This window comes from Clostridium sp., assembly GCF_017888565.1.
Taxonomy (GTDB): Bacteria; Bacillota; Clostridia; order Clostridiales; family Clostridiaceae; genus Clostridium.
Genome location: NZ_JAGHFX010000058.1, coordinates 271,009 through 296,958, shown reverse-complemented (window position 1 = coordinate 296,958; position 25,950 = coordinate 271,009). Strand labels below are relative to the sequence as shown.

24 protein-coding genes are annotated in these 25,950 nt (G+C 27.4%); 3 read left to right on the top strand and 21 right to left on the bottom strand.

Annotation, left to right across the window (positions count from 1 at the left end; all coding sequences use genetic code 11):
* Positions 1 to 25: 25 nt before the first annotated feature.
* The 3 genes from pepT to J7M87_RS11940 form a co-directional block, all read right to left on the bottom strand.
* Complete coding sequence (gene pepT / locus J7M87_RS11950) at positions 26 to 1,258, bottom strand: peptidase T (RefSeq protein ID WP_291651274.1); 1,233 nt, start codon at positions 1,256 to 1,258, stop codon at positions 26 to 28.
* A 252-nt stretch (positions 1,259 to 1,510) separates the two neighbouring features.
* Positions 1,511 to 3,211 (bottom strand): FAD-dependent oxidoreductase, encoded by a 1,701-nt coding sequence (locus J7M87_RS11945; protein ID WP_291651273.1) that lies wholly within the window; start codon positions 3,209 to 3,211, stop codon positions 1,511 to 1,513.
* Positions 3,212 to 3,328: 117 nt separating this feature from the next.
* Positions 3,329 to 3,649, bottom strand: a complete 321-nt coding sequence (locus J7M87_RS11940; protein WP_291651272.1) for a rhodanese-like domain-containing protein — start codon at positions 3,647 to 3,649, stop codon at positions 3,329 to 3,331.
* 248 nt (positions 3,650 to 3,897) lie between these two features.
* Between J7M87_RS11940 and mnmH the strand changes: the two genes are divergently transcribed.
* Positions 3,898 to 5,004: a tRNA 2-selenouridine(34) synthase MnmH gene (gene mnmH, locus J7M87_RS11935; protein WP_291651271.1), complete on the top strand. Its 1,107-nt coding sequence runs from the start codon at positions 3,898 to 3,900 to the stop codon at positions 5,002 to 5,004.
* A gap of 83 nt (positions 5,005 to 5,087) precedes the next feature.
* Here mnmH and J7M87_RS11930 read toward each other — a convergent pair whose 3' ends face one another.
* From J7M87_RS11930 to J7M87_RS11905, 6 genes are all read right to left on the bottom strand, one after another.
* Positions 5,088 to 5,957: a 2-oxoacid:ferredoxin oxidoreductase subunit beta gene (locus J7M87_RS11930; RefSeq protein ID WP_291651270.1), complete on the bottom strand. Its 870-nt coding sequence runs from the start codon at positions 5,955 to 5,957 to the stop codon at positions 5,088 to 5,090.
* Entirely contained in the window at positions 5,957 to 7,636 is a 1,680-nt protein-coding gene (locus J7M87_RS11925) for a 2-oxoacid:acceptor oxidoreductase subunit alpha (RefSeq protein ID WP_291651269.1), read from the bottom strand. Before J7M87_RS11925 ends, J7M87_RS11930 begins: the two co-directional genes overlap by 1 nt.
* A gap of 96 nt (positions 7,637 to 7,732) precedes the next feature.
* Complete coding sequence (locus J7M87_RS11920; RefSeq protein ID WP_291651268.1) at positions 7,733 to 8,905, bottom strand: hypothetical protein; 1,173 nt, start codon at positions 8,903 to 8,905, stop codon at positions 7,733 to 7,735.
* Between the two features lie 27 nt (positions 8,906 to 8,932).
* Positions 8,933 to 10,390 carry a YncE family protein gene (locus J7M87_RS11915; protein WP_291651267.1) on the bottom strand — a complete coding sequence of 486 codons (1,458 nt, stop codon included), beginning with the start codon at positions 10,388 to 10,390 and terminating at the stop codon, positions 8,933 to 8,935.
* A 60-nt stretch (positions 10,391 to 10,450) separates the two neighbouring features.
* Positions 10,451 to 10,720: a DUF3343 domain-containing protein gene (locus J7M87_RS11910; RefSeq protein WP_291651266.1), complete on the bottom strand. Its 270-nt coding sequence runs from the start codon at positions 10,718 to 10,720 to the stop codon at positions 10,451 to 10,453.
* 97 nt (positions 10,721 to 10,817) lie between these two features.
* A complete protein-coding gene (locus J7M87_RS11905; RefSeq protein ID WP_291651265.1) occupies positions 10,818 to 12,617 on the bottom strand; it encodes a hypothetical protein in 1,800 nt (599 codons plus the stop codon).
* Positions 12,618 to 12,911: 294 nt separating this feature from the next.
* On the opposite strand from J7M87_RS11905, the gene J7M87_RS11900 reads away from it, so the two are divergent.
* Positions 12,912 to 13,682, top strand: coding sequence for a hypothetical protein (locus J7M87_RS11900; RefSeq protein ID WP_291651264.1), 771 nt, complete (start codon positions 12,912 to 12,914; stop codon positions 13,680 to 13,682).
* Positions 13,683 to 13,943: 261 nt separating this feature from the next.
* On the opposite strand, the gene J7M87_RS11895 is transcribed toward J7M87_RS11900, so the two are convergent.
* From J7M87_RS11895 to J7M87_RS11845, 11 genes are all read right to left on the bottom strand, one after another.
* The gene (locus tag J7M87_RS11895) at positions 13,944 to 15,671 is read right to left on the bottom strand and encodes an FAD-dependent oxidoreductase (protein ID WP_291651263.1); all 1,728 of its coding nucleotides are present in this window, start codon (positions 15,669 to 15,671) and stop codon (positions 13,944 to 13,946) included.
* A gap of 56 nt (positions 15,672 to 15,727) precedes the next feature.
* Complete coding sequence (locus J7M87_RS11890) at positions 15,728 to 16,867, bottom strand: aminotransferase class V-fold PLP-dependent enzyme (RefSeq protein ID WP_291651262.1); 1,140 nt, start codon at positions 16,865 to 16,867, stop codon at positions 15,728 to 15,730.
* Positions 16,868 to 17,012: 145 nt separating this feature from the next.
* Positions 17,013 to 17,543, bottom strand: a complete 531-nt coding sequence (locus J7M87_RS11885; protein WP_291651261.1) for a DUF4489 domain-containing protein — start codon at positions 17,541 to 17,543, stop codon at positions 17,013 to 17,015.
* Positions 17,544 to 17,893: 350 nt separating this feature from the next.
* The gene (locus J7M87_RS11880) at positions 17,894 to 18,457 is read right to left on the bottom strand and encodes a DUF4489 domain-containing protein (protein ID WP_291651260.1); all 564 of its coding nucleotides are present in this window, start codon (positions 18,455 to 18,457) and stop codon (positions 17,894 to 17,896) included.
* A 189-nt stretch (positions 18,458 to 18,646) separates the two neighbouring features.
* Positions 18,647 to 19,240, bottom strand: a complete 594-nt coding sequence (locus J7M87_RS11875; RefSeq protein WP_291651259.1) for a DUF4489 domain-containing protein — start codon at positions 19,238 to 19,240, stop codon at positions 18,647 to 18,649.
* A 221-nt stretch (positions 19,241 to 19,461) separates the two neighbouring features.
* Positions 19,462 to 20,223: a hypothetical protein gene (locus tag J7M87_RS11870; protein WP_291651258.1), complete on the bottom strand. Its 762-nt coding sequence runs from the start codon at positions 20,221 to 20,223 to the stop codon at positions 19,462 to 19,464.
* Positions 20,224 to 20,609: 386 nt separating this feature from the next.
* Positions 20,610 to 20,792, bottom strand: a complete 183-nt coding sequence (locus tag J7M87_RS11865) for a DUF1858 domain-containing protein (protein WP_291651257.1) — start codon at positions 20,790 to 20,792, stop codon at positions 20,610 to 20,612.
* A 63-nt stretch (positions 20,793 to 20,855) separates the two neighbouring features.
* Entirely contained in the window at positions 20,856 to 21,407 is a 552-nt protein-coding gene (locus J7M87_RS11860) for a hemerythrin domain-containing protein (RefSeq protein ID WP_291651256.1), read from the bottom strand.
* A gap of 11 nt (positions 21,408 to 21,418) precedes the next feature.
* Entirely contained in the window at positions 21,419 to 22,054 is a 636-nt protein-coding gene (locus tag J7M87_RS11855; protein ID WP_291651255.1) for a hypothetical protein, read from the bottom strand.
* A gap of 95 nt (positions 22,055 to 22,149) precedes the next feature.
* Positions 22,150 to 22,923, bottom strand: a complete 774-nt coding sequence (locus tag J7M87_RS11850; RefSeq protein WP_291651254.1) for a histidinol-phosphatase — start codon at positions 22,921 to 22,923, stop codon at positions 22,150 to 22,152.
* Between the two features lie 166 nt (positions 22,924 to 23,089).
* Positions 23,090 to 23,986: a hypothetical protein gene (locus J7M87_RS11845; protein ID WP_291651253.1), complete on the bottom strand. Its 897-nt coding sequence runs from the start codon at positions 23,984 to 23,986 to the stop codon at positions 23,090 to 23,092.
* A 130-nt stretch (positions 23,987 to 24,116) separates the two neighbouring features.
* On the opposite strand from J7M87_RS11845, the gene ltaE reads away from it, so the two are divergent.
* Entirely contained in the window at positions 24,117 to 25,157 is a 1,041-nt protein-coding gene (gene ltaE, locus J7M87_RS11840; protein ID WP_291651252.1) for a low-specificity L-threonine aldolase, read from the top strand.
* A 148-nt stretch (positions 25,158 to 25,305) separates the two neighbouring features.
* Here the strand turns inward: ltaE and J7M87_RS11835 are convergent, their stop codons facing one another.
* Complete coding sequence (locus J7M87_RS11835; RefSeq protein WP_291651251.1) at positions 25,306 to 25,944, bottom strand: hypothetical protein; 639 nt, start codon at positions 25,942 to 25,944, stop codon at positions 25,306 to 25,308.
* Between the last annotated feature and the right edge of the window lie 6 nt (positions 25,945 to 25,950).

Here is a 25,950-nt window from a genome sequence, read left to right as displayed (position 1 = left end):
TAAAATTTCAGCTTCTAAATCTTAATTATTTGCTATATCTTTTTATTATATTAATTATAACTTCAACAGCTTTTTCCATAGATTCTATTGGCACATACTCATACTTTCCATGGAAGTTTTCACCACCCGCAAATATATTTGGAGTTGGTAATCCCATAAATGAAAGTCTTGCCCCATCAGTTCCTCCTCTTATAGGTCTAACATTTGGAACCACATCAGCTTCTATCATTGCTTCTTTTGCATTTTCTACTATATGCATAACAGGCTCAATTTTTTCTTTCATATTCTTATATTGATCCTTTATATTTACAACTACAGTTCCTTCTCCATATTTGTCATTTAATTCTTTTTCTATAGCTTTAAACTTTTCTTTTCTTGCTTCAAAAGAATCTGCAAAGAAATCTCTTACAATATAATTTAATGATGTATTTTCAACAGTTCCTTCTATGTCTGTAAGATGTGAAAAACCTTCATATTTATCAGTTTTTTCTGGAACTTCATCTAAAGGAAGACTATTTATAAACTCGTTAGCAACCATTATTGAATTTAACATCTTATTTTTAGCATAACCTGGATGAACATTAACTCCTTTTATTTGAACTTTTACTCCTGCAGCATTAAAGTTTTCATATTCAAGTTCTCCAATTCTTCCCCCATCCATTGTATAAGCAAAATCTGCACCAAATTCTTCAACATCAAAATGATCTGCACCTTCTCCGATTTCCTCATCAGGTGTAAAACCTACTTTTATAGTTCCATGTTCAATCTCTGGATGGTTTACTAAGTATTCCATAGCAGTCATAATTTCTGCAAGCCCTGCTTTATCATCAGCACCTAAAAGTGTAGTTCCATCTGTAGTAATTAATGTTTTTCCTACATATTGTTTTAATTCAGGTGAAAATTTTGGAGATAATACTACTGAATCATTTAGCTTAATGTCTTCACCATCATAGTTTTCTATAATTTTAGGATTTACATTTTCTCCACTATAATCTGGAGCTGTATCCATATGAGCTATAAAACCTATAACTGGTAAGTCCTTATTACAATTTTTTTCTAGTGTTGCATAAACATATCCATGCTCACTTATCTTTGCATCTTTTAACCCTATTTCTTTTAGCTCATTACATAACTTTTCTGCTAAATTTAATTGTCCCTTTGTACTTGGAGTTACTCTAGTTGTTTCATCTGATTTTGTATTTATTTTTACATATTCTAAAAATCTTTCTTCTACTCTTTTCATAGCTTCACTCTCCATTCTTATATTGTTTTTTTACTTATTCAAATAAAATATACTACTATAAAAGTAAATTACAACAAATAATTTTTACATATTTTATCTCATACTCTATATTTTAACACATTTAAATAAAAACTTTATATAACTTTTAAATATTATATGTATAAGTTTATATTAAATACACAAAATAACTATGTGATTTATCCCTTTATCTACTAAACCCTACTAATAGATAAAGACTTCAAGATAATTTTCTTGAAGTCTTTTGCGTTATTTAAAATTATATTGTGTAACTATACTTTCTCTTTCAGTTGTTTTATCATTAAAATATTCATAAAATGATAGTCCAAGGAAGCTTCCTGTCACATTATGAACATTTCTATAACCTAAATTTTGTAATGCTAATGCTGCATTATAACTTCTTTGACCTGTCCTACAATGTAAGTAAACTGGTCTATCCTCTGGTACTTCATTTATTCTTTCTCTAAGTTGACTAAGTGGAATATTCTTAGCACCTTTTATATGCCCATTTTCATACTCTCTAATTTCTCTTACATCTATTATATAAGCTCCACTTTCAACTAGCTTTCTTACCTTATCAACATTAACCTGCCTAAAATCTCCATTTAATAAATTTGATGCTATATATCCAGCATAATTAACAACATCTTTTGCTGTACTATACGGTGGTGCATAACATAGTTCTAGGTCTTTTAAGTCCTCAATAGTTCCTCCAAGTTTTATAACAGTCGCTATTATATCAACTCTCTTAGCAACCTCACCTTTTCCTATTGCTTGTGCTCCTAATACCTTTCCTGTAGGAACTTCATATATAAGTTTAAAATGAACTGGTGATGCATCAGGCATTACTCCAACTTTATCATTAGTTATAAGTCTTACAATATCATACTTTATATTCATATTTAAAACCTTAATTAAGGATTCATTTAATCCTGTTGCAGCAGCATTATAATCAAATACCTTTATTGCTGAAGATCCAATATAACCATTATTTATTCCTCTTCTACCATTTATATGATCTGCTACTGATCTAGCTTCTTTTAACGCTGGACCTGCAAGAGATAATTTTGTCATAGAATGTGTTAATGCATTATATACTTCAATTGCATCTCCTACTGCATAAATATCATCATCATTAGTTTTATAATTCTTATCAACTTTAATAGCTCCTGTCTCACCAATTTCTATTCCTGCTTCTTTTGCTAATGATACTTCTGGTGAAACACCTATTGCCATAACCACTGCCTTTGCATTAACCTTTTTACCTGATGATAATACTACTTTATCTTTTTCAAAACTTGAAACCTTATCTCCAACAACTAGATTAATTCCATTATCAAAGATTTCTTTATGTAGTATTTGAACCATATCATAATCAAACGGCTTTAATATTTGATCCATAGCTTCTATTAAAGAAACTTCATATCCAGCTTCTTTTAAATTTTCAGCTGCTTCAACTCCTATATATCCACCACCAATTACTGCTACTTCCTTTATATTTAATTCCTTAACGAATTTATTTAATTTATCTATATCTATAACATTTCTTATAGTAAACATATTAACTTTTTCAATACCAGGAATATTAGGTACTATTGGCTTTGCTCCTGGTGATAAAATTAATTTATCATAATTTTCTCTATAAATTTCGCCTGTTTGAGTATTTTTTATTTCAAGTTCTTTACTTTTTCTATCTATTGATATTACTTCACTGTTTACTTTAGCTTCTATATTATATTGAGCTTTAAATTTTTCTGGACTCATTAAAACAAGTTTATCAGCTTCATCAATAATTCCACTTAAGTGATATGGTAATGCACAATTTGAAAATGATACATGAGGACCTTTTTCAAACATTATTATTTCATCTTCTTCACTTAATCTTCTTAATCTTGCTGCAGCTGAAGCTCCTCCAGCTACTCCACCAACTATTAATATCTTTTTCTTCATATAAACCCCTCCTGCTTGTTACTTTACAGCCAAATTAGTAAAAATAATTTAATTTCAAAAACTCCTATAAGAGTTTCTCCATAATTCTTTCATTTTCTCATTATGCGATAGTATCTACTATTTTCTCTTGCTTCCCGCATAAGATCCAACTCCACCAGCAACATTAACTACATCAAACCCAAGATTTCTTAACTTATTACATGCTGTTGAGCTTCTTCCCCCAGATTGACAAACTATGTGATATTCTTCATCCTTTTTTAAATACTTTTCTGGATTACTTAGAAGATCTCCCATTGGAATATTTTTTGCACTTTTTATACTTCCGCTTTTATATTCATATGGTTCCCTTATATCAATTAACTCTATTTTCCCTATTAAATTATCAATATCATTTACATTTATAACTTTCCCTGAATTTTTATTAAATAAACCAAACATCCTACATTCACTCCTACCACTAAATTTAATTATGTGACTATTCTACAATATAAAAATTATTTTTTATGTGACTATGTCACACAACTTAATTTATAAATAATCACATTATTTATTATTTTCACTTTAAACAATATTTATTAAATTTAAAATCTTTATTGCAATTTATATACATAAAATTTTATAATATTGAATAAAGCCTACCAAAAATAGAAATAATTAATAAATATCAAAAATAAAAGGAAAGAATTATGATTAATATGAAATATCCAGTAATAAATGACTTTAAAAAAATAGTATTAGAAGATATACCACTTATAGATGTACGAGCACCTATAGAATATGAAAAAGGAGCATTTTTAAATTCTTTCAACTCACCAATTTTAAATAATGAAGAAAGGCATATTATAGGAATTTGCTATAAAGAAAAAGGAAATGAGGAAGCTACAAAGCTTGGATATAAATTAGTATCAGGAAAAGTAAAAGAGGATAGATTAAACTCTTGGATCAAATTTATAAAGACTAATCCTTCTACTATGTTATACTGCTTTAGAGGTGGATCACGTTCAAGGATTGCTCAAGAATGGATTACAGATGCTTTGGGCAGAGAGATTTATAGACTAGAAGGTGGATATAAAGCCTTTCGTAATTATCTTATTAGTGCATTATCTATAGAAAATCAAAATTATAAGCCTATTGTTTTAACAGGCTTCACAGGATCTGGAAAAACTATAATTTTGAAAACAATAGAAAATTCAATAGACTTAGAAGGAATAGCTAATCATAGAGGATCCTCCTTTGGTTCCCATGCCAATCCTCAGCCTACACAAATTAACTTTGAAAATAATTTAGCTTATTCTTTAATTAAGTGTAAAGAAAAGGGATTTAAGCATATTATTTTTGAAGATGAAGGAAAAAACATCGGAAAGAACTTTATCCCTCAAGACTTTTTTAACTATTTTCATAATGGAAGCGTAGTGTTTTTAGACTCTTCCCTAGAAGAGCGTGTAGAAAATACATTAAAAGAATATGTTATAGATTCTCAAATAGAATATATTAATAAATTTGGTGAAGAGCTTGGATTAAATGAATGGTTTAATTACATATATTCAAGCATGGACAGAGTTAAGAAAAAGCTTGGTGGAGATAGATTCAAAGTAGTTCTAGATGAACTTAATTTAGCATATAAAAATCAGTTATCTACTAATAGTGTTGATTTACATAAAAGCTGGATAGAAGTGTTCCTTAAAGAATACTATGATCCTCTTTATAAATATTCTTTAGAAAAAATAAAAGATAAAATTATTTTTAGAGGAAACTCTAAAGAAGTCACAGAATTTTTTAAAACCTTAAAATAATTTACATAAAAAAGAAGCTGTCGCACAATTAAATAACTTTCTGCGACAGCCTATTTTTAGAATTAATTTATAACTCTTATCTTTTAATTATATAAAAACTCATCTATAAGCTTTTCTGTATCTTGAACATCCCATTTTCTATCTATTAAATTAACTCCACTTTTTAATACTGGATGTACTTCATGATAGGTTTCTTTACTATCATCTTTATATATTATACCTATTGGAATTCCTTCATCACCAAATTCCTCTACTTTTTTAAGTGCTTCCATTTTATTAGTTGGGTCATAGCTATCATCTAATTTATATACCCTATCTTTATACCATTTAAATGTATTTACTTTATTAAATACAACACACGGCTGCATTATATCTACTAATGCATATCCTTTATGATTCATAGCTGCCTTTATCATTGATTTTAAATGTTCCTTATCTGCTGAAAAACTCCTTGCTACAAATGTTGCTCCAGCACTAATAGCTAATGCTAATGGATTTATTGGTTCTAAATATACACCTTCAAATTGCATAGAAGTAATCTGACCTTTTGCAGTTGTTGGTGATCCCTGTCCCTTTGTTAATCCATAAATTTGATTATCGTGAACAAGATGTACCATATCTATATTTCTTCTTATATTATGAATAAAATGATTTCCTCCTTCACCGTATGAGTCTCCATCACCACTATTTATAATAACATTAAGATTCTTATTTACCATTTTTATAGCTTGCGCTGGTGGTAATGCCCTACCATGAAGTCCATTAAATCCATTTGCCTTTAAATAATGAGGAGTTTTAGCTGCTTGCCCAATTCCTGATACTATAACTACATCTTCTGGTTTTAATTCAAGTTCTGCTAAAGTTTCTTTCAAAGCTGCTAATATACCAAAGTTTCCACAACCTGGACACCAAGCAATTTCATCGTTACTCTTATACAAATTTAAATCTAACATTAAAACTCCTCCTTTCTTAACTTAGCTACTATATCATTTCCGCATATTTGTCTTCCATCATACTTTAATATACTATTAGTCATTAATATTCCTGTTTCTTGAGTTATTAGCTTACCTAATTGCCCTGTAAAGTTTTGCTCAACATTTATTATTTTTTTAGCTTGCTTTGCATACTTTCTTAAACTTTCTTGTGGTAATGGATATATATCTCCAAAACTTAAAGCACTAACTTTTTTACCTTGACTATTTAATTCTTCAACTGCATCTTTTAATGCTCCATAAGTTGATCCAAATCCTAATAATAAGATTTCTAAATCCTCTTTACCTATAAATTCTGGCTCTTCCATATCATTTTTAATAAGCTCTAACTTTTTCATTCTTTTTTCCATTTGAGCATTTCTAACATCTGCTTCTTCTGTTATATGTGCTTCTTCAGTATGTTCATCACTATCTACTAAAACTACTTGATTCTTAGAATTACCTGGAATCATTCTAGGAGATATTCCACTTTGAGTTACCTTATATCTCTTATATTCCTCAGCTTCTTTTAGTTCTTCTCCATTTGAAATATATCTTTCTATTTCAATATTATTTAAATTATATTTCGGAATTGTTATATTTGAATCCGCTAAATATTGATCTGTTAATAAGATTACAACAGTTTGATATTTATCTGCTAAATTCAATGCTTTAACAGTTTTATAAAATGCATCTTCCGCATTCCTAACACTTATTAATATTCTTGGAAATTCCCCTTGTGATGCTGTTAATAAAAAGCTTAAATCACTTTGCTCTGTTCTTGTTGGCAATCCTGTAGCTGGACCTGGTCTTTGTGAATCTACTATAACTATTGGCGTTTCTGTTATACCTGCAAGACCAAATGCTTCTACCATTAATGAAACTCCGCCACCAGAACTTCCTGTCATAGCTCTCGCTCCTGCATATGATGCTCCAACAGCAAAATTTATAGCAGCTATCTCATCTTCTGCTTGATCAACAACCATCCCTGTTTCTACTTGCTTTTTAGCTAAATAAGTCATTATACTAGTTGCTGGTGTCATTGGATATGCAGAATAAAAATCTAATCCTCCTGCAATAGCTCCTAATGCAATAGCATTATTACCATTTATTAATATATTATTACTTAAATCATTTCCTTGCATTTTATGCTTTGATTCAATTAAATCATATCCCAATTTAACTGCTTTTATATTTTTATTCCTTATATCTTCTGAAAGCTTACTACTAAAATATTTATCTATATTTTCTAAGCCCATTGAAAAATACTTTAATATTACTCCTGCTGCTACTGATGTAAAGGCCTTTGATAAACTTAATCCTTTAGCAGTTTCTATAAGAGGTAATTTTATAATTTTTTTATCTTCATTCTTTATACTTTTATCTGCTATAATAATCCCGTCATCCTTTAATCTATCTTTGTGATATGAAATTGCATTTTCATCTAGAGCAAGTATTAAATCTAATTCATTTTTATGTGAATATATTTTATTTTCTCCAAATCTTATTTGTATAAAGTTATGGCCTCCCCTAACTCTTGACATATAATCTTTATTTGAAAAAACATAGAATCCAAATTTCTTTATTGACCTTTCTAAAAAATCACTTAATGTATCAAGACCTTGTCCAGCACTTCCACCAATTAAAATATTGTATTCCAATTAATTCCCTCCTTTTTTATTTTCTATATTAAGTTCTTCAATTTAATACTATATTCATTAAGTATAAATATTGTTACAATTTCCTACTATTTTTTGTTAAAAATCTATTTTTATTGAGAACTTTTCCTTACTGCTTTTATATTCATCTTCTATATCCTTATGATTTATATCTATATTTTCATAAACTATATCCTCAAAATCCATATATTTCTTATTGTTATCTATATCTAAAGCTACTTGAGCTTCTAATAGTTCATGTAAAAATAAGTGTACTTCACTATTATTATTAATAATATATATTTCATTTTCTATATGTATTTTTTCTTTATCTACAAACTCTTTATAATGTGCTTTAGTAGGTATTATATTATCAAAAATTTTGTATATTACTGGATTACTAAAGTCTTGTCCATTATTTTTAGAAAAACATCCATATAACTTTTTGTTACTTATCCATAATGCCCATAATACATTATCTAAGGTTAGTATTACACAAGAATCAACTTCTTTATCTTCAAATAATATTAAGTTTTTTTGTAACTCCATTTGTTTATCAGTTAATATATCTTTATATTGATAAATTAATACATTAATATTATTTTCTTCAGTAACAATAAGATAATGACTTCTATCTTCTACTACACAAAAAGAAAAATCTTTGTAAGGCATTCTAGATATATATATAACCATTTCCTTTTCCCAAAGATCTTTAGATATATTAAATACCCTTGAACTCAATTTATATATACCATATGACATAGTATTTATTAAAATTACGCAAGATTTATTACTTTGAGAAATATAATAGGATAAATTTGAATAGCAATCTATATTGATAAGTGCCTCTGATGGTTCCAAATTATTTATCTCTTTATAGGGTTGATGTATTATCATTTCTACATCATTATTTTCATTTATCATATTATATAAGAGATGTATCACTTTTCTAGAAAAAAAAGCTTTTACTTCAATTGGCATTATTTTATTATATTTCATATAAAAGAGCGTTTTATACTTCCAATGACCTCCATCTAATGTACATAAAATAATATCTCCACAGATATCCTGACAAAATATTTTTATATTTCCATCAAAGTCTTCCATGACATAAAAGCTTTCAAAACTCTCTTTGTAAACAATTTTCTTTTCTGTCAGTTTACCATTTATGATCATTTGATAATATATACCTAATTCGATGTCGTATGAAAATATTAGTAAGTTTTTCTTTTTATTTTTTACTAAAAAATAATCATATTTTTTATCATTCATGCTTAATATCCCCCTAAATTCCTTACACTACTTACAAAATGGTATAAATACCAATTCCTCTATAATTGCATGGGTTGAGATTATAGAGCTAACATCAAACTTAATAACATTGTCTTTCTTTATTGGGGAACTTATTAACTTAGTTAATGATTTTACTACATATTCCATTCCGTTACCTTCTCTATAATCTGAAATATATAATTTAGCTTTTTGTTTACCTTTAAGCTTTCCTTCAATTATATATTTTTCTTCATTTTGATTTTTACATTTTATATAGTATGGAATATGAAAATCATATTCTAGTATTAAATACTTCTCTCTACTCTCTAAAATTTTTCTGCTTTTACTTTCTTCTATAACATTACAATTTTCAAAAATCATATCTTCTATACTTAAAATCTCATTGTCTTTTAATGATATTTCCACACATACTTGTGGAAAATTCACTTTTTCTTTATAGGTCGATAAAACTTTTTTTGCTAATATAGTGTTTCCTTTTTCTTGTTTCCATTTGTCATTTGAATTGATAGAAAGATAAAATTTTTCTTCTATTTCATTATTTTCTATAATAATTCCTATATCATATGGGACTATATTCTTCTCATCAAAGGTAAAAGTATCTAAAATAACATTATTAGAAACATCTATTCTATCAAGTACTCCTTTTCCTTCTTTATTTTTACTTGTTACCAAAAGTACTTTTTTATCAGGAGATAATCTGATCCTTTGTAAGTCTGGCAAAGTTGTACTAATACTTGCTATACATTTTTTATTTATTATGTCTATAACTTCAATTCTATGTAATCCATTATTTGCTGCATATAAAAAATTTCCACTTCCATCTAAACACGTAATACTTGATCCTTGTTGCAAATCTATATATGAAATACTTTCAGTTTCAAGATCTAATATATATACATTTCCAGTATAAGCACCTCTATTTGATCCTTTATTTGAAATATATAAATATCGTTCACTTTCCTCCATAAATATATAATTTGGAGTATTTCCAACTTCCTTATAAACTTTAATTAAATTAAAATTTGTAGTATCGTAAGCTTTTATTTCATTTTGAAAAATATCAAGTACAAATAATTTTTTTCTACTCTTACTAAGCTCCATGCTATCTGCAGCAATAAATCCTGTTATTCTTCCAAGTATTTCTCCATTACTTAGATTATAAATACATACCTCTTCTGTATTACAAACATAAATTTTATGAGAAATGGAATCCACTTTTATATTTCCATTATTAGGCATATGCCAAGTTTTATTAGTGTTATATAAATGCTCAATAATTGTAACTTTACTATTTCTATCTGTTGCAATATAAACATTATTTTTTTCATCAACAACGATATCTTGAGGTCTAGGACCAACTTCAATCTCGTTTATAACACTATAACTATCTCCATCAATTATAGACACCTTATTAGTACTTAAGTTAGATATATAATAGATAGTATTTCTTCTTACATTAGCCACGGATTCCCACTCCCCCCTTTTAATTATTTAATACAATAGCTACATAAGGTTTCTTTATCTTTATTCAATTAGCTCATAAGTTTCTTTCTTTCCTTCTTTTATTATCTTAAATACTGCAGTTGGATATATATTATTTTTAGCCAGTTCTCTTTGTATTTCTTCTTTATCCTTTTCTTTAAACTTTAATGCTTGTGTACAGCTAATATTAGTCTTATTTGGTGCCGTAACTAATTTCACCTCTATTTTCTTTTGAGTTAATCTATCATACATATATACAGCTCTATAATGAGATGTAAATGCCATTACATAATCATAGTCTCCTAACCTCATAATCTTCTCCTCTAAATTCCTACCTTTTAATCTATTTTCCCTCTATTGTATGCTCTAAAATATACTAAGTTACTTTCTGTTAATTTTCACCATATTTTTAAAAATTATTTTGTCCACTACTAGTTTTTCTTCTTAATAACCTTTCCATAACTGACTGATTTCTTTCTAAATCTAATTCCGCTTTTAATTTCTTATTTTCTTCAGTTATTAACCTAGATTCTTCTTTTATTAATAGGTTTTCTTCCTCCAGATATTTTGATTGATTTTCTATTTGAACATTATATTCTTTTCCTTCTATTAGCTGCTTATTTTTATCTACTAATTCAGAGATTAATTTTTTATTTTCTTCATTTACTAATGTTATTTCTATCATAAGTGAGGCGTTTTCCTTTAGAATTTCTTTCAAATTATTTTCTACTATTATCTTAGACTCTTTTTCTTCTTGATTTTTTTTATTTGCTTCTTGAAGCTCTAATGATAATTTATAAATCTTATCATTTGCTAAATCTAATTGATTTTTAAGTGATATAATTTCATCCTCATAAGCTTTCACACTTTTTTCAAGTTCTTCTTTTGATTCCTTAATTTCTAATAACTGAATATTTGTATTTTCAAGATCATTTTGAATCTTTTTTTGTAGTTCTAAAAATACATTGCAATTTTCTTCTGCCTTCCTTTTTTGATCTATTGCTCTAGCAACTTGTTGCTCGTACTCTTCCATAAATTTTTGATTTTTTTGCAACCTTAAATTTAGATGTGCTATTCTATTCATTAAGTTATTATTTTCTACTTTTTCTCGAGATAATTCCGCATTCAATCTTTCAACTAAGTCATTTCCAGAATTAGAATTTCCTTCATACTTATTTCTATCGTATCTTAATGAATCTTTCATAGTAATTAAAAATTCACTTGGGTCATATATCTTTATATCTAAGTTATCAGTTCCATAAACCTTTTTTCCTTTAATATTGCTGTCATTATCTGTACAAATAAAGGCGTTATATTTTTCTAATTTATCATTATTTCCTCTATCAAAATAAGCTGGCCCTATCCATTTATCATTATTAAAAGTTGAATAAAAAATCTTATCATCTTCTAACCAACAAGAACATAACTTATTACTTTCAGTAAATAATAAAGGTTCTAATAAACTATTTTTGCTTTCATATATCTTAAAGTCCTTCACATTTCCAATAGCATCTATAAAAACATGATCTAAAGAATATATTAAACCTTCTCTAGACTTATTTAATATATGGATGTCACTCTTATCAATAGCAACTTCAATTTTTATATCTTCTCCTTGAATTCCATAAAGCCTTTTTGATTGTATCCACCTATTATTTTCTAAATTACAATAATTTAAAGATATCTCATCCCCTTCATCTGAAAGGAAGAATACATAAATATTACCTCTATAATTTACATTTATAGAGTAATACTCCTTTAAATTAGAAATTAAAATAATATCTGATAATCTATTAATATTGGTTTCCCGTCCATTCCATACGCAATGCATTAAAACCCCATGATCACTTCCATCATTACCAACTAATAAATAGAAGATGTGCATATTAGATCCTATAATTTCAACTTTCAAATTTTCTATTTCAAAATCTTTATTATCTAATTTGTAAATTATTTTTCCTACCCACAATTTATTCTTCATTGTACAATATTTTAGTTCACCTTTATCATTGCTATATACTAAATGTATCCCTTCATTTTCATCAATATAAACAGCAAATCCAAGTACGTCTGTATCAATTGTAATTTCCTTAGTCCACTTCCCTTCTTTATACATAATTCTGTAACTCAATTCTTTATTATTATTTAATGAAAATTTCCATAAGCTTTCTTTATAATCTGAATATATCCATGGATATACACCTCTCATATTCGCCCTCCCATTTATAGAATTCTAATATAAAGTTTCTTAATCTGTTAATATTTCATATATTAATACTAAAACTATTAATTATAATATATAACTACTCAATTCGTTTATTTTCCCTTTTAAATAAATCATTTATAAAATTATATTTAAAATAAACAAATATTATGCAATTTTATGGAGTAAAAAATTTATTTTATATATATTTTTTAATATCACCTCTTTTATCTTCCTACATATCATGTAATGTGAGTAAATAAATTTATGTTTTTTATTATTTTAAAAGGAGGATATTATATGTCCATTAACTTCAAAAAATTCGTACCACGTCCAGGCCTAGTAAACAAGCAAGGACGTCTACCTGATCCTGCGGAGTTAGTTTGTATTGAAGTACCTAAGGTATTTGATCAATGTTTAATTAAAAGATGCCTTGTATATTGTGGAGGTCCAGACACAAATACAACTGATTGTGAATTAAGAAGTGATCCACTAGTTGATCCTAAACGATATATTTCTAGTAGAGACTTCAATATAACACTTCTTTCAGTGGAAAAGATACCAATTAAAGGTAAACGTGGGTTTAAAAAAGTAGTGCTTAAATACATGATTTCTTTCTACGCTGATTATCTTGATTGTGATGGCAAAACTAAGAGTGAATTTTATGAGATTAATAGAACAGATGTGATTGGAAAATTCTATTGTCCTGATTCAATTTCTCAAATTTCAGCTAGTACTGACCTAGAAGAAGATTCTAACATCATAAGACTTGAAATGGTTGCAGAAGCACTACATGGTGAAATACTTAAAGATAAAAACGGGGATGAAGTTTTAGATATCACTTTAGGCTACTATATTGTAGTAAAATGCGAACTTCTTGTACAACTACTAATTCCTGCATATGATTATTGTCCTGTTCCTAAAGTTGTTTGTGAGGATGAACCAGATGAAGATCCATGCGAAATTTTTGATAAGGCTCCAATTCCTAAGTTCTATCCTGATCAAAACTTAGAACCTCTATTCCCTGACTGTTATGATGATGATGACGACGATGATGATGTTGATGAATAAAAATTATTCTCTTAGCTATAACTAAAAGTATTTAGTATGTCTACTAAATTTAGTAGTTATAAATGGTGATGACAGTTTAAGTATTTAAGTATTTATGAATTTATTTAATTTTATCTATCATCACCTTTTACAATATTTATATACTTTAATAAAAGTACTTAATAAATAAATTTATATTGAATTTTTTGTAATACAAATAATGACCTACAACTTTTGTGTAGGTCATTATTTTTTTATGATAAATATTAATTTATCTAAAAGCTATATTTTATTATTTACCATTATTTGTTCTGCAACTTCATTAGCAGCAATCATCCCGCTTTGAAGAGAACCTTGTTGAGTTCCATGTTTTTGAGATATATGCTCCCCAGCAAAAAATACTCTATTATTCATTTCTGGCATTTTTGCTCCATAAGAAAATAATACTTTATCTTCCGGTTTTGATAATGCCCCTGATCCCCATATATATTGGACATCAGACCAAATCAATGACTTATAGTCAATTAAATTATCATCAATATAATGTTGTGGAAGATCATGAATCTTTTCTATATATCTTATAGCATCACTAATTTGTAATTCTGTATTTTCACTTCCAAGTAACATAGCTTCCTTACCCCAACTATAACTTACAAGTAGTACTCCTGGCTCCTTAGGACTTGTACCTGCTTTTAGTATATAGCTACCAATCTTATCACTTAAAGGTTCTGAGTGATCTGATGGATAGTAAATAGAGACTAGAGGAATGTCGGTAAATGTCCTTCCTCCTACTATTCCTTTTGATTTACCTCCCATTTCCCAAAATCTTTCTTTCAGATAAAAATATATTTTTTCTGATGTTTCATAATTCATTTCATTTATTGCACGTATTTTTCTTGAACTAAAGCTAGGCTTTATATCCATTCTCCTTAAACTTTGAAAAGGTATTGTACATATTATATAATCAAATTCTTCTATACTTTCCTTATTCATTTCTCCTTGTGTATATTTAAGAGTAATTCTACTTTCTGTTTCTGAGCTATATATGCCCTCCACTGGTGTTCCAATTTTTACTTTTACCCTTCCTAACTTATCTTTATCAATTCCATTAAATATCTTTTCATTTTTATCAAATAAAGCTCCATATAAAGACAGAGGTAAGTTTATCATTCCATCCTTAATATAATAATTAAATTCTGAATCTACTGTATAATATTTTTGTAATATTTCCATAAGACCAATTTGAAAAAATTGCTTACTTCCATCAAGATATCCTAGCATTGATATTGCCTCTTCGCTAAATCCAGCATTTTCATATGCTTTCCTATAACTTAATTTATCTATTTTTTCTATTTTTTCACAGTACTTATCCTTAACTTCTAATAATTCTCTTCTTTCTTTAGGTGTCAAAGCTTCCAAATACACCTTATGAAATTCTTTATCTGCTTGTTCTTTTAACTTCTTTTTATCACTGTTTGATAAATCAAACTTTGGATGTATATTTTTAAATACTTGTTTCCCCCTCTGATCATTTAATGCCTTTTCTCCTCTAATATATAATAAAGAATTATTATTATTATTTACAAAAGGTTTTGTTTCAAGGTTGAAAAGATTAATATAATGCCATGTGGTATAATGTGATACTGGTATGCTAATTTCTCCAAGTTCACCATATTTTCTATTTTTTCTATCAAAATAATAGGTGTAAACTTTTCCTCCAATTCTCTGGGTAGCTTCAAATAATGTGATATCACATCCTATCTTCCTTAATTCAAATGCAGCAGCTAAGCCTGCTTCTCCTGCACCAATTACCGCCACTTTTACATCTTTTGCATAACCACTTGGACATATATTAGTTATATCTGTAGGTGGACTCATTAATTCAATAATATTATTTATATCATTTGCTCTTTTTTGATTCTTTAGTACATATTCAAGCATATTGTATCTTTCGTCATCGCTAGGATTATCAATTTGATCAATATGCTTTGAGTTATTGCAAGATTCCATAACTTTCACATCCTAATGTTTTTTACATATATAATAATATATGTATTAGATTATTTTTATCGTGACTTATATATCTTTCTTATAGCTTCTAATAATTCATCTATATCTTGAAGAATATTAAAACATCCAGGACTTACCCTAACTGTTCCGGCATATTCTGTTCCTATAATATCATGTATTAAAGGAGTACAATGATACCCTGTCCTAACAGCAATTCCATATTCATTTAATTCTTCACCAACAATAGATGCATCAATTCCATCTATATTAAAAGAAATTACTCCACTTCTTTCATTTAGAGAATCACTTCCATATACCTTTATATAAGAAAGTTTTTTTATCTCTTCAAAAAAATATTTTATTAATTCATCTTCTGCTTTTTTAATGCTCTGTATCCCAACTCTTTTTATAAATTTTACCCCTTCACATAATCCTGCAATACCTGGAGTATTTAAAGTTCCACTTTCAAACTTATCTGGCATAAAATCTGGCTGATTCATATAATGTGAATTACTACCTGTACCTCCTTCCTTAAAATTATTTATTTTTATTCCATCTCTTATAAATAATCCTCCTGTTCCTTGAGGTCCAAGCAACCCTTTATGACCGGAAAATGCCAATAAATCTATATATGAACTTTCTACATCAATTGGTATAACTCCAGCACTTTGAGATGCATCTACCATAAATATAACTCCTTTTTCTCTTGCTATCTTCCCTATAGATATAATATCTTGAATACTTCCTAATACATTAGAAATATGATTAATTATTATTATTTTAGTATTCTTTTTAATTTCATTTTTAATATCTAAAGGATTTACATATCCAGCTTTATCTGCACCTACTAAAGTTATTTCTACCCCTTGCTTTTCCATTGAATTAAGAGGTCTTAAAACAGAATTATGTTCTATAACCGTACTAATAACATGATCTCCATTTTTTAAAACTCCCTTAATAGCTATATTTAATGCTTCGGTTGCATTACTGGTAAAGATCAAATTAAATTGATTTTTTATATTGAATAATTCACAAATTAGATTTCTTGTTTCCATAATTTTCAGTGCTGATTTAATTGCCATATCATGAGAGGCTCTACCTGGATTAGCACAATAGCTTTTCATGCAATTTAAGACTTCTTCATAAACTTTAGTTGGTTTTGGAAATGATGTAGCTGCATTATCTAAATAAATCATTTTACACTCCCTTTTTATTATTTAATACATTATATTAATCCTATTAAATTTTAGTTCTTATTATAATTTCAGCCTTTTTACTTAATTAAATAAATCTCCAGATAAAAATTCATCTAGAGATTTATTTAATTATTATTTTATATTTTTATACTCTTTCATAATTAATATAACAGCTATTATCACAATATATAGTAGCATCAAGTGATGAATTATTGAAAGCAATAGTAGCAACAGGAATTATTGAATTAACTCTTACCTCAACAGTATAAAAACAACAATCTTCTTCACATAAATCTTGATCACAAACAAAGAATGAAATAACTCTAGCTCCTGTTATTCCAGCAACTTCTCTACCTAAAATAATAGTCCATTCTGACCCTACTGGAACTCTTGTTAATTGATTTCTACATTGTTTAAATACCCTTATACTTAAATTCCCAAAAAAGTTTCTAAAAACTATATTGCTAGTAAAATTTAATTTAGCTCTTGGATTACATAAGCCATAAGTATCTACCTCAATTGAAGTAATTGCAAAAATAGTATTTGCTTCAGTATCTTCTGGTATAATAACCGACCTTGGACAACTACATTTTATAATAGGATTACAATATTTTTCATTCTTTTCTTTTTTAGCATCATTAAAATGACCATAATGTTTCCTCAAATTTGAATTCATATCCCGGCCCCCTAATTTCTTTTTTAAGTTTCATCTTATAAAGATACAGCCCTATCTTCTTATTCCATTTTCTTCTGTAGCTTTGACATGGACTTTGTTTTTTATAATTATATATTTCACCGTTCACTCCAAACTGATTATTATATATACAAAATATTAAGTTCATAACTTTAATACTTTCTTCTTATAGATATGTATTACTAATTAATATAGTTTGCCTTATCTATAATAAACTTAATATAAATAAATCCCGGCGTGGAAAATCCACCTCCAGGACTCATTTAAAATTATATTTCTAGTTTAATTTTCTAGCTTACAACTGCATTAATTTATTTTTTATATTATTAATCTCACTCACAATGACAATTTCTACGACAATATTTTTTACATTTATTCGAATTACATGTTGCTATAGCCCCAAGTGTAGCATTGTTAATATTTATAGTTCCAAGTGCTATAATTGTAGTAACTGTTGCAACTACTGTATAAGTACAACAGTCGTCACTACATAAATTATTATCACAAATAAAAAATGATAAAGTGCTAGCTCCTTCTACTCCTATTTCTATTTCTCCTACTGAAAATAACCATTCAGAACCAATTGGCACAGGTGTTATCTGCCCTCTACATTGCTTAAACACTCTTACAGAAAATGCTCCTATGGCAGCAATAGGAGTAACAATATTACTTGCAAATTCCAACTTAACGATTGGATCACATAAACAAGAAGTGTCTAAAGTCAGCGATGCAAGTGTGAAAGTAGTTCCGACTAAAGCACCTATAGGAAGGATTGTAGAAGTAGGACAACTACACTTTATAATAGTTGGACACGTATCTTCTCTTTTATAATTATCTATCTCATGACTTCTTTCAAATAAATCATGATCATGATATCCCCTTGATATTGAATCCATTAATTTTTTACTTCCTTTCTCTTTTCATCTATTAATAAAGAAATTTAATTAATATTGTATTATCTATAATAATTTTAATATAAATAAATCCCGGTATGGTAAATCCAAATCCGGGACTTATATTAATTTATACTTTTAGCTTATATTCTTTATATAAACCTATATTACTTACTTTACCTTTTTATAAGATTAATAGTAATATTTTTCGTCACACTTTTTATGACATTTTCTAGCACAAGCATTTGATTTACAAGTTATAGTTGCAATTAAATTTGAATTAGTAAATGATGCTCCAACTGTAGCTGCAAGAGGTCCAACAATTGTTGCAACTGCTGTATAAGTGCAACAATCATTATCACAAGAGTCACTATCACAAATAGAAAATGAAGTGAAAATAGCTCCTGGAAGTACCACAGCTGCTAATCCTCCAAGTACAGGATATACTGGTCCTACTGGAACTGGAGTTATTTGATTTCTACATTGCTTAAATATTTGTACACTTATTCCACCTATAGTAACAGCAGCTAATGCAGTAAAAGCACTTGAAAAATCTAGTTTAACAACTGGATCACAGATGCAAGAAGTATCTACAGTAAGTGATGCAAGTGTTATAGTCGCTGTTACTGCACCTATAACTGGTAATGCAGTAGAAGAAGGACATCCACATTTTATAATAGTTGGGCATTTTTCTTCTTTTTCATAATCTTTTTCATAATCTTTTCTATAATCTTTTTCACAATCTCTTCTATATTGTTCTTGATATCTTCTAGACATTGAATTCATAAATTGAATCCTCCCTTTCATATCTATCTTTTATAAAATTATCTTTCTTTATTAATTTAGTATCAGTTAGTTTTTAGTTTTAATATTATTTTCATCACAAATATTGTACTGAATTAATATCATATTACTATTAAAGTATAATTAATATCTATCCATCATTAATATTTATAATTAACATTTGTAAAACTGCTTTTGTAGTAACCTAAATTTTGATAATTACTTTACCTCTCAGGCTCATCACTTTCTGGGAATAATGGCTCTAAATTTTGGTCTGGATAGAACTTAGGAACTGGTGATCTATCAAATCTTTCACATGGATCTTCTTCAGGTTCTTCTTCACATGCTTCTCTAGGAACTGGACAATAATCATAAGCAGGTATTAATAATTGTACAATAAGTTCACATTTTACAACTATATAGTAACCTAAAGTTATATCTAGAACTTCGTTTCCTTCTTCATCCTCAACTATCTGACCATCTAGTGCCTCTGCTACCATTTCAAGTTTTATAATATTACTATCCTCACCTTCACATTGTTCTGGTTCAGTAGTTGCTGAAATTTGAGCTATAGAATCAGGGCAATAGAATTTACCAATTATATCTGTTCTGTGGATTTCATAGAATTCACTTCTATTTACACCATTGTCATCAATATAATCAGAATAAAAAGAGATAACGTAATTAAGAATTATTTTTTTGAAATTAGGGTTGCCTTTAACAGGTATTTTATCTATTGAAGTTAATGTTACACTGAAATCCCTGCTAGAAATATATCTCTTAGGCTCAATTAGTGGATCACTTCTTAACTCACTATCTGTCGTATTTGTATCAGGACCTTCGCCATATACAAGACATCTCTTTATTAAGCATTGATCAAATACCTTAGGTACTTCTATGCAAACTAACTCCGATGGATCTGGTAAACGCCCTTGTTTATTAACAAGGCCTGGACGTGGCACGAATTTTTTGAAGTTAATGGACATAAATTCTCCTTTCCTTAAAACTACGATACTCTAAATTAATTTAATATTTATTTATAATACATGTTATGTTGGAATATAAAAGTGGTGCTATTAAAAAGTCGTATAATGTAACTTTTTTTTACCCAAATTTGTGTATAAAATAAAAAAATTAGTCTTTTCTATAAATAAAACTGTATATTCATAATTTTATTCATTATTCTAATTCTATCAAAATGTAAAAGTTGATATATAAATCTTGCTATTCATCAACCTTTACTTAAAACCAATACATGTTTTTATAAAAAAAACACTGAATTTAATTAAGTAAAAGGATTTTACGTCCTTGAGCTTAATTAAATTCAGTGTATATTCATATATATTCATTTATTCTAATTACTTTAACCAATTTATCTATTCAATGCTTCAAGCAATGATTCTAACTCTAATCCATGTACCTTTGCTGCATCTTCTATTGTTTCTGCTTGAGCTGATGGACAACCCACGCATCCCATACCAAAATCCATTAAAATTTGTGGTGCATTTTCCTTTACCTTTATAACTTCTCCAATAGTCATGTCCTTAGTTATCATAATATCACCTATCCTTAATTTTTTTTAATTTAATATCAAATTAATTGTAATTTATCTTAACTACTAAATGCAATATTTTATCTTTAATTCTTTAAGTATAGCTAAATTTTCATACTTAATACTATTATTTTCATCTTCAAAGCCTACACATTCCTCATTAATTACATCTATAGTTTCTTTTTTTAATTCTCTTTGTGCGAACTTATAAATTACATTATCTTCTTTATGTATATGTCTTTCCAGAAGATTTGTATAAGAAACTGCATTAGCTATTACGTCTAATTTAGCTTCGGCATTTCCATTCTTTAAGGCTTCTAATGCCTCATTTAAATTAGTTACGTATAGTCTTCCAAGATCATGTTCTACTAGCATTCCATATTTAACTACCTTTTCTGCTGTTTCACCAATTTCATCAACCATCCTATTAAATAGCATAATTTCTTCTTTTTTATGATGATGAGAATCTGCATAGTTTCTTATAAAATGTATCATCTTATAGAAATCTTCATAGTTAACTTCTTTGCCTTCTAAAACAGAAAAACAAGCTTTTCTAACTACTTTTAACATCTCTTTAATATTCTTATGCTCATCCATCATTAATTCTATTGCATTCATTTTTTCATCCCCTATACTCTTTCTATTGAAAACTCATCATTTTCACATACATTATAATTAAAATCTTTGTTAACTTCATTAACAAAAGCCTTTATCCATAAGTTTCTTAAAGTATAAAAATAATTTACATCTCCGTATGCAGCATCCCATATATCTTTATGAACACAAATTCTTCTCTTCCAAACAACTTTATTTTCATCTTGTGAAATAACTTCATTTACTCTATCACAAGGCATTCCATCTAATATATAATCATTTACTGCATTAAATATTTCAACTGCATTACTTACAGGCTTTCTTTCTTCTTTTGCTTCCTTTGCAGCTTTTATACCTTGATTCATATATAAAGCTTCTAATTTAGAAGTTGCGTTTTCTTTTTCTAACAGCTTACCAGTCCATGTTGCAAGTCTTCCTTCAGCAGAATGAATCTTTTCTTGTAACCATCCATGAATATTTGATGTATCTATCATTTCTTCAAGAGGAAGATTAGGTAATTTTTCTCCATATTTATTATTTATTTCTTTTGATAAATTTTCTATATCTAAACCTTCATTTTTTGCTAAAGTAATTATTTCTTCTTCAAGGCCTTCAAACCAAACTATTTTATTAAATAACCAATAGTGAATTTTTCCTAAATATAAGCTCATTTCTTTTTCCTCCAATATCTATCATTAATTTTATAATGATAGTGTAACATATGGTCACATCATTTTCGGTAACATTTGTTACATCTTAATTTGTTTTATATTTTATCTATTATTTCTAGATTTAATTTTTTTACAAACTCTTCACCTCTAAACCTAAGTCTTAAATCTTCAGGCTCATGTGCATCTACCCCAAGTATTCTTCTAACATTATATTCTTTTGATAAATTCCAAAATTCTTCAACAGGATAAAAATATCTTTCACCTAAGTTATATTTAACTTTCCCTCTTTTGAATCCATTTATGTTAATTTCAAGAGGCATATTTAATCTTTCTGCTGCTTCTAAAATTCTTCTTGATGCTTTAATTGAGTGCTCATCCCAATTTCTATATGATACTGCAAACAAATCTGGATGAGCTATATATGCAAAATATCCACTTTCCATAGACTTTATTACATAATCTATATAGCATTCTAAAATTTCTGGCGTTAATTTAATTCCACCTACATAAAGCCATTCACCTTTATAAGGGAAAAAATGCACCCCTAATAATAAATAGTCAACTTTATATTTCTCTTTAAATTCATCATATAACCAATGATAATCTTCAAAATATTCACATTCTACTGCTTTCTTTACTGATATCTTATCCCCATATTTTTCTTTAGCATCATCTATTTCTTTAAAATAAACTTTTAAATCCTCATATGCCATTCTATTTCTATTATCTATATTTTTACCTGGATGAGGTAGATGGTCTGATATCCCTATTTCGTCATAACCTTCTTTTATTGCTTCTTCTACATAATCTTCTATTGTTCCAATAGCATGGTTACATCTATAATTATGTGTATGATAATTAGTTTTCATTTTCTTCACCTATCCCTTTCCATCATTTGCGTATGTATTACATAATTAACATGATAACATATATCTAAATTAACTTCTATTTTCAAACCCCAAATGAAAAGGCTATCATAAATTAATTTCAAAAAAATTTTTTAATAATTAATTTATAATAACCCATTTTACTATTTTATAAAAAATTCATTCTTATTCCTTGAATTTCTATTACTCTCTTTGTTATCATACTATGAACTACAACTACTTCATCTCTCTCTGCAATATAACAATAATCTCTCACACTGAATGTTATTTCATATTCATTTTCATAATCAGTAATATATATTTTATAAACTGGTATTTTAGTAGATCCTTTTGTAGTTTCTATAATACCTGTACATATTCCACTAGTTTTTGTATATAGTCCAAATAAAACTTCAAGAAAGTATATAAAATCTGAAATAAATATTATTAAAAATATATAAAATTCTTTATTAAAATATCCTGATAATAAAAATATTATTAATAATAACTTTATCCATCTAATCCTATTAACTCTGTCTTTCCATTTGACTTTTATATGTGGTGAAAACTTAGACTTCATTCTCCAAAATATATTACTTTCCTTGTTGTAGCTTCCCGGATATTCATAATCTCTCTTCCATTTTAGTTGCCTATCAGTAACTTGCAATAATCTTATCTTTCTTTCAATTATATATATTAAAATTAAAATTATTTCAATCAATATTTCTATTCTAGACAATACTGGATCTTTAAATATTAGAGTTACAATTACTGCATATATGGCAAATAATATACATAGTATCTTAAAAATAATAGTTTTTCTTTTAACTTCTATAATAATATTCTCATCTATATTTAGCCTAATATTATTTATTGAAAAAACTCCTAATGCAACTATAGAAAATATCATCATTATACTTATAGAATCTATATCTATACTATTGAAAAATGAAATACTAATTCCTTTATATTTTAGATAATACGATAGGTTTCCTATAAATCCTAAAACTAATCCGAAAGCTCCAAATATTCTCATGTTCTCTAGGCTTCTTTTTTCTGATCCCATAACAACAACTCCTTATTGCTTTAAAATAAATAATATCTATATTATTTATAAATTAGTTTTATTATCTACTTCTATTATATTATAATAGTGTTAATAATTGTTATAAATTTATGTAAACGAGGTGTTTTTATTGAAAAATTTTGTAGATTTAAGAAGTGATACTGTAACTAACCAACCAGATTTTATGAAAGAAGCTATGTTTAATGCTGAAGTAGGTGATGACGTTTATGGGGATGATCCTACAGTTATAAAGCTTGAAGCTATTGCAGCAGAAATAGTTGGCAAAGAAGCTGCTCTTTTTGTTCCAAGTGGTACTTTTGGTAATCAACTTGCTTTATTTACTCATTGCAAAAGAGGTAGCGAAGTAATTATAGCTGATTCTAATCATATAGTTGCTCATGAAGTTGGGGCAAGCTCTGTAATTGCTGGTGTACAATTAAGAACTATAGAGTCACCAAATGGTATTATAACTTCTAAAGATCTAGAAAAAAGAATTCGTTTTGAAGATGATGATATACACTTTCCTTCTACATCTTTAATTTGTATTGAAAATGCTCACTCAAGTGGTAATGTACTTACTATTGAAAATATGAAGGAAGTATTCAATATAGCTAAAAAATATAATCTACCTGTTCATTTAGATGGTGCAAGAATATTTAATGCCTCTACATCCCTTGGAGTTGATGTAAAAGAAATTACTAAATATTGTGATTCAGTTATGTTTTGCTTATCAAAAGGATTATGTGCCCCTGTTGGCTCAATTTTATCTGGAAGTAAAGATTTTATAGCTAAAGCTAGGAAAAAGAGAAAGCTTATGGGTGGTGGACTAAGACAAGCTGGCTTCCTTGCCGCTGCAGGTATCGTTGCACTAAATGATATGTCTAAAAGATTAAAAGAAGACCATGAAAATGCTAAAATATTAGCACATGAATTAAACAAAATACCAGAGCTTAATGTTAATTTAGATAATGTTAAAATAAATATGGTATTCTTCAGTTTCAAAGATTCTAGTATAGACACTAAATCATTAGTAAAATACTTTTTAGAAAATAATATTAAGATTAATGATGTTGAAAATGGTCAAATGAGATTTGTAACTCATTACTGGGTTACTAAAGAAGACATATCAAAAATAGTTAATACATTGAAAACTTTTTTACTTAAATTATAAATCATATATATTTTTTAATAACTCTATGAGCATAGGAGACTAGTGTATAGCCTCCTATATTTTCTTATATATAAAATTTTATATAAGATAAACCTTACTTTATACCTAATAAGATACTCTGTCTATAATGAATAAAAAAGACTCCTTATTATATATACATTAATTTTAATTGATGTACATAATCTTTAAATTCCTCTAAGTTAATTTCTTTATTTTCTATTAAATATATATAGTCTAATATTTTAGGATGAAATTTTAAATTTAATAATTCCTTACAAAAAGCATGTGCTGCTATTTCTCTTGTTTTTAGTATTGTTGCTTTTCTTTTAATTGGCCCTAAAAAATTTATATCTATCTCATCTAATAAATAATTAGTATTTTCTTCATTTTTAAACTCTAGAAAATGATAGAATTCATGAGCTAAATGAATATTATATACTTCCTGCTTTGATATATTAAATCCATACTTTTTTAATGTTCCTATTATTTGATCTATAGAGTTTTTATAGATTATTATTTGTTTTTCCTTTTTGTCAAACGTTATTTCTCCTCTAATATCTAAACTTTTAGATTGAGATCTATCCTTTATTAATACATTCACTTCATTACTCTTTAAAAGTGATTCTATCTCTTCATCTCTATATTTACTTGCAATATTTTTTCCTATTCTATTAGCTTCATTAATATAATACTTTATCTTTTCTTTAGGTATCTTATGAAATAAACTATCCTCTTTAAGTTCTAATAACGCTAATACTTCATCAGTCAAAAAATATAAGTTTTTCATATAATC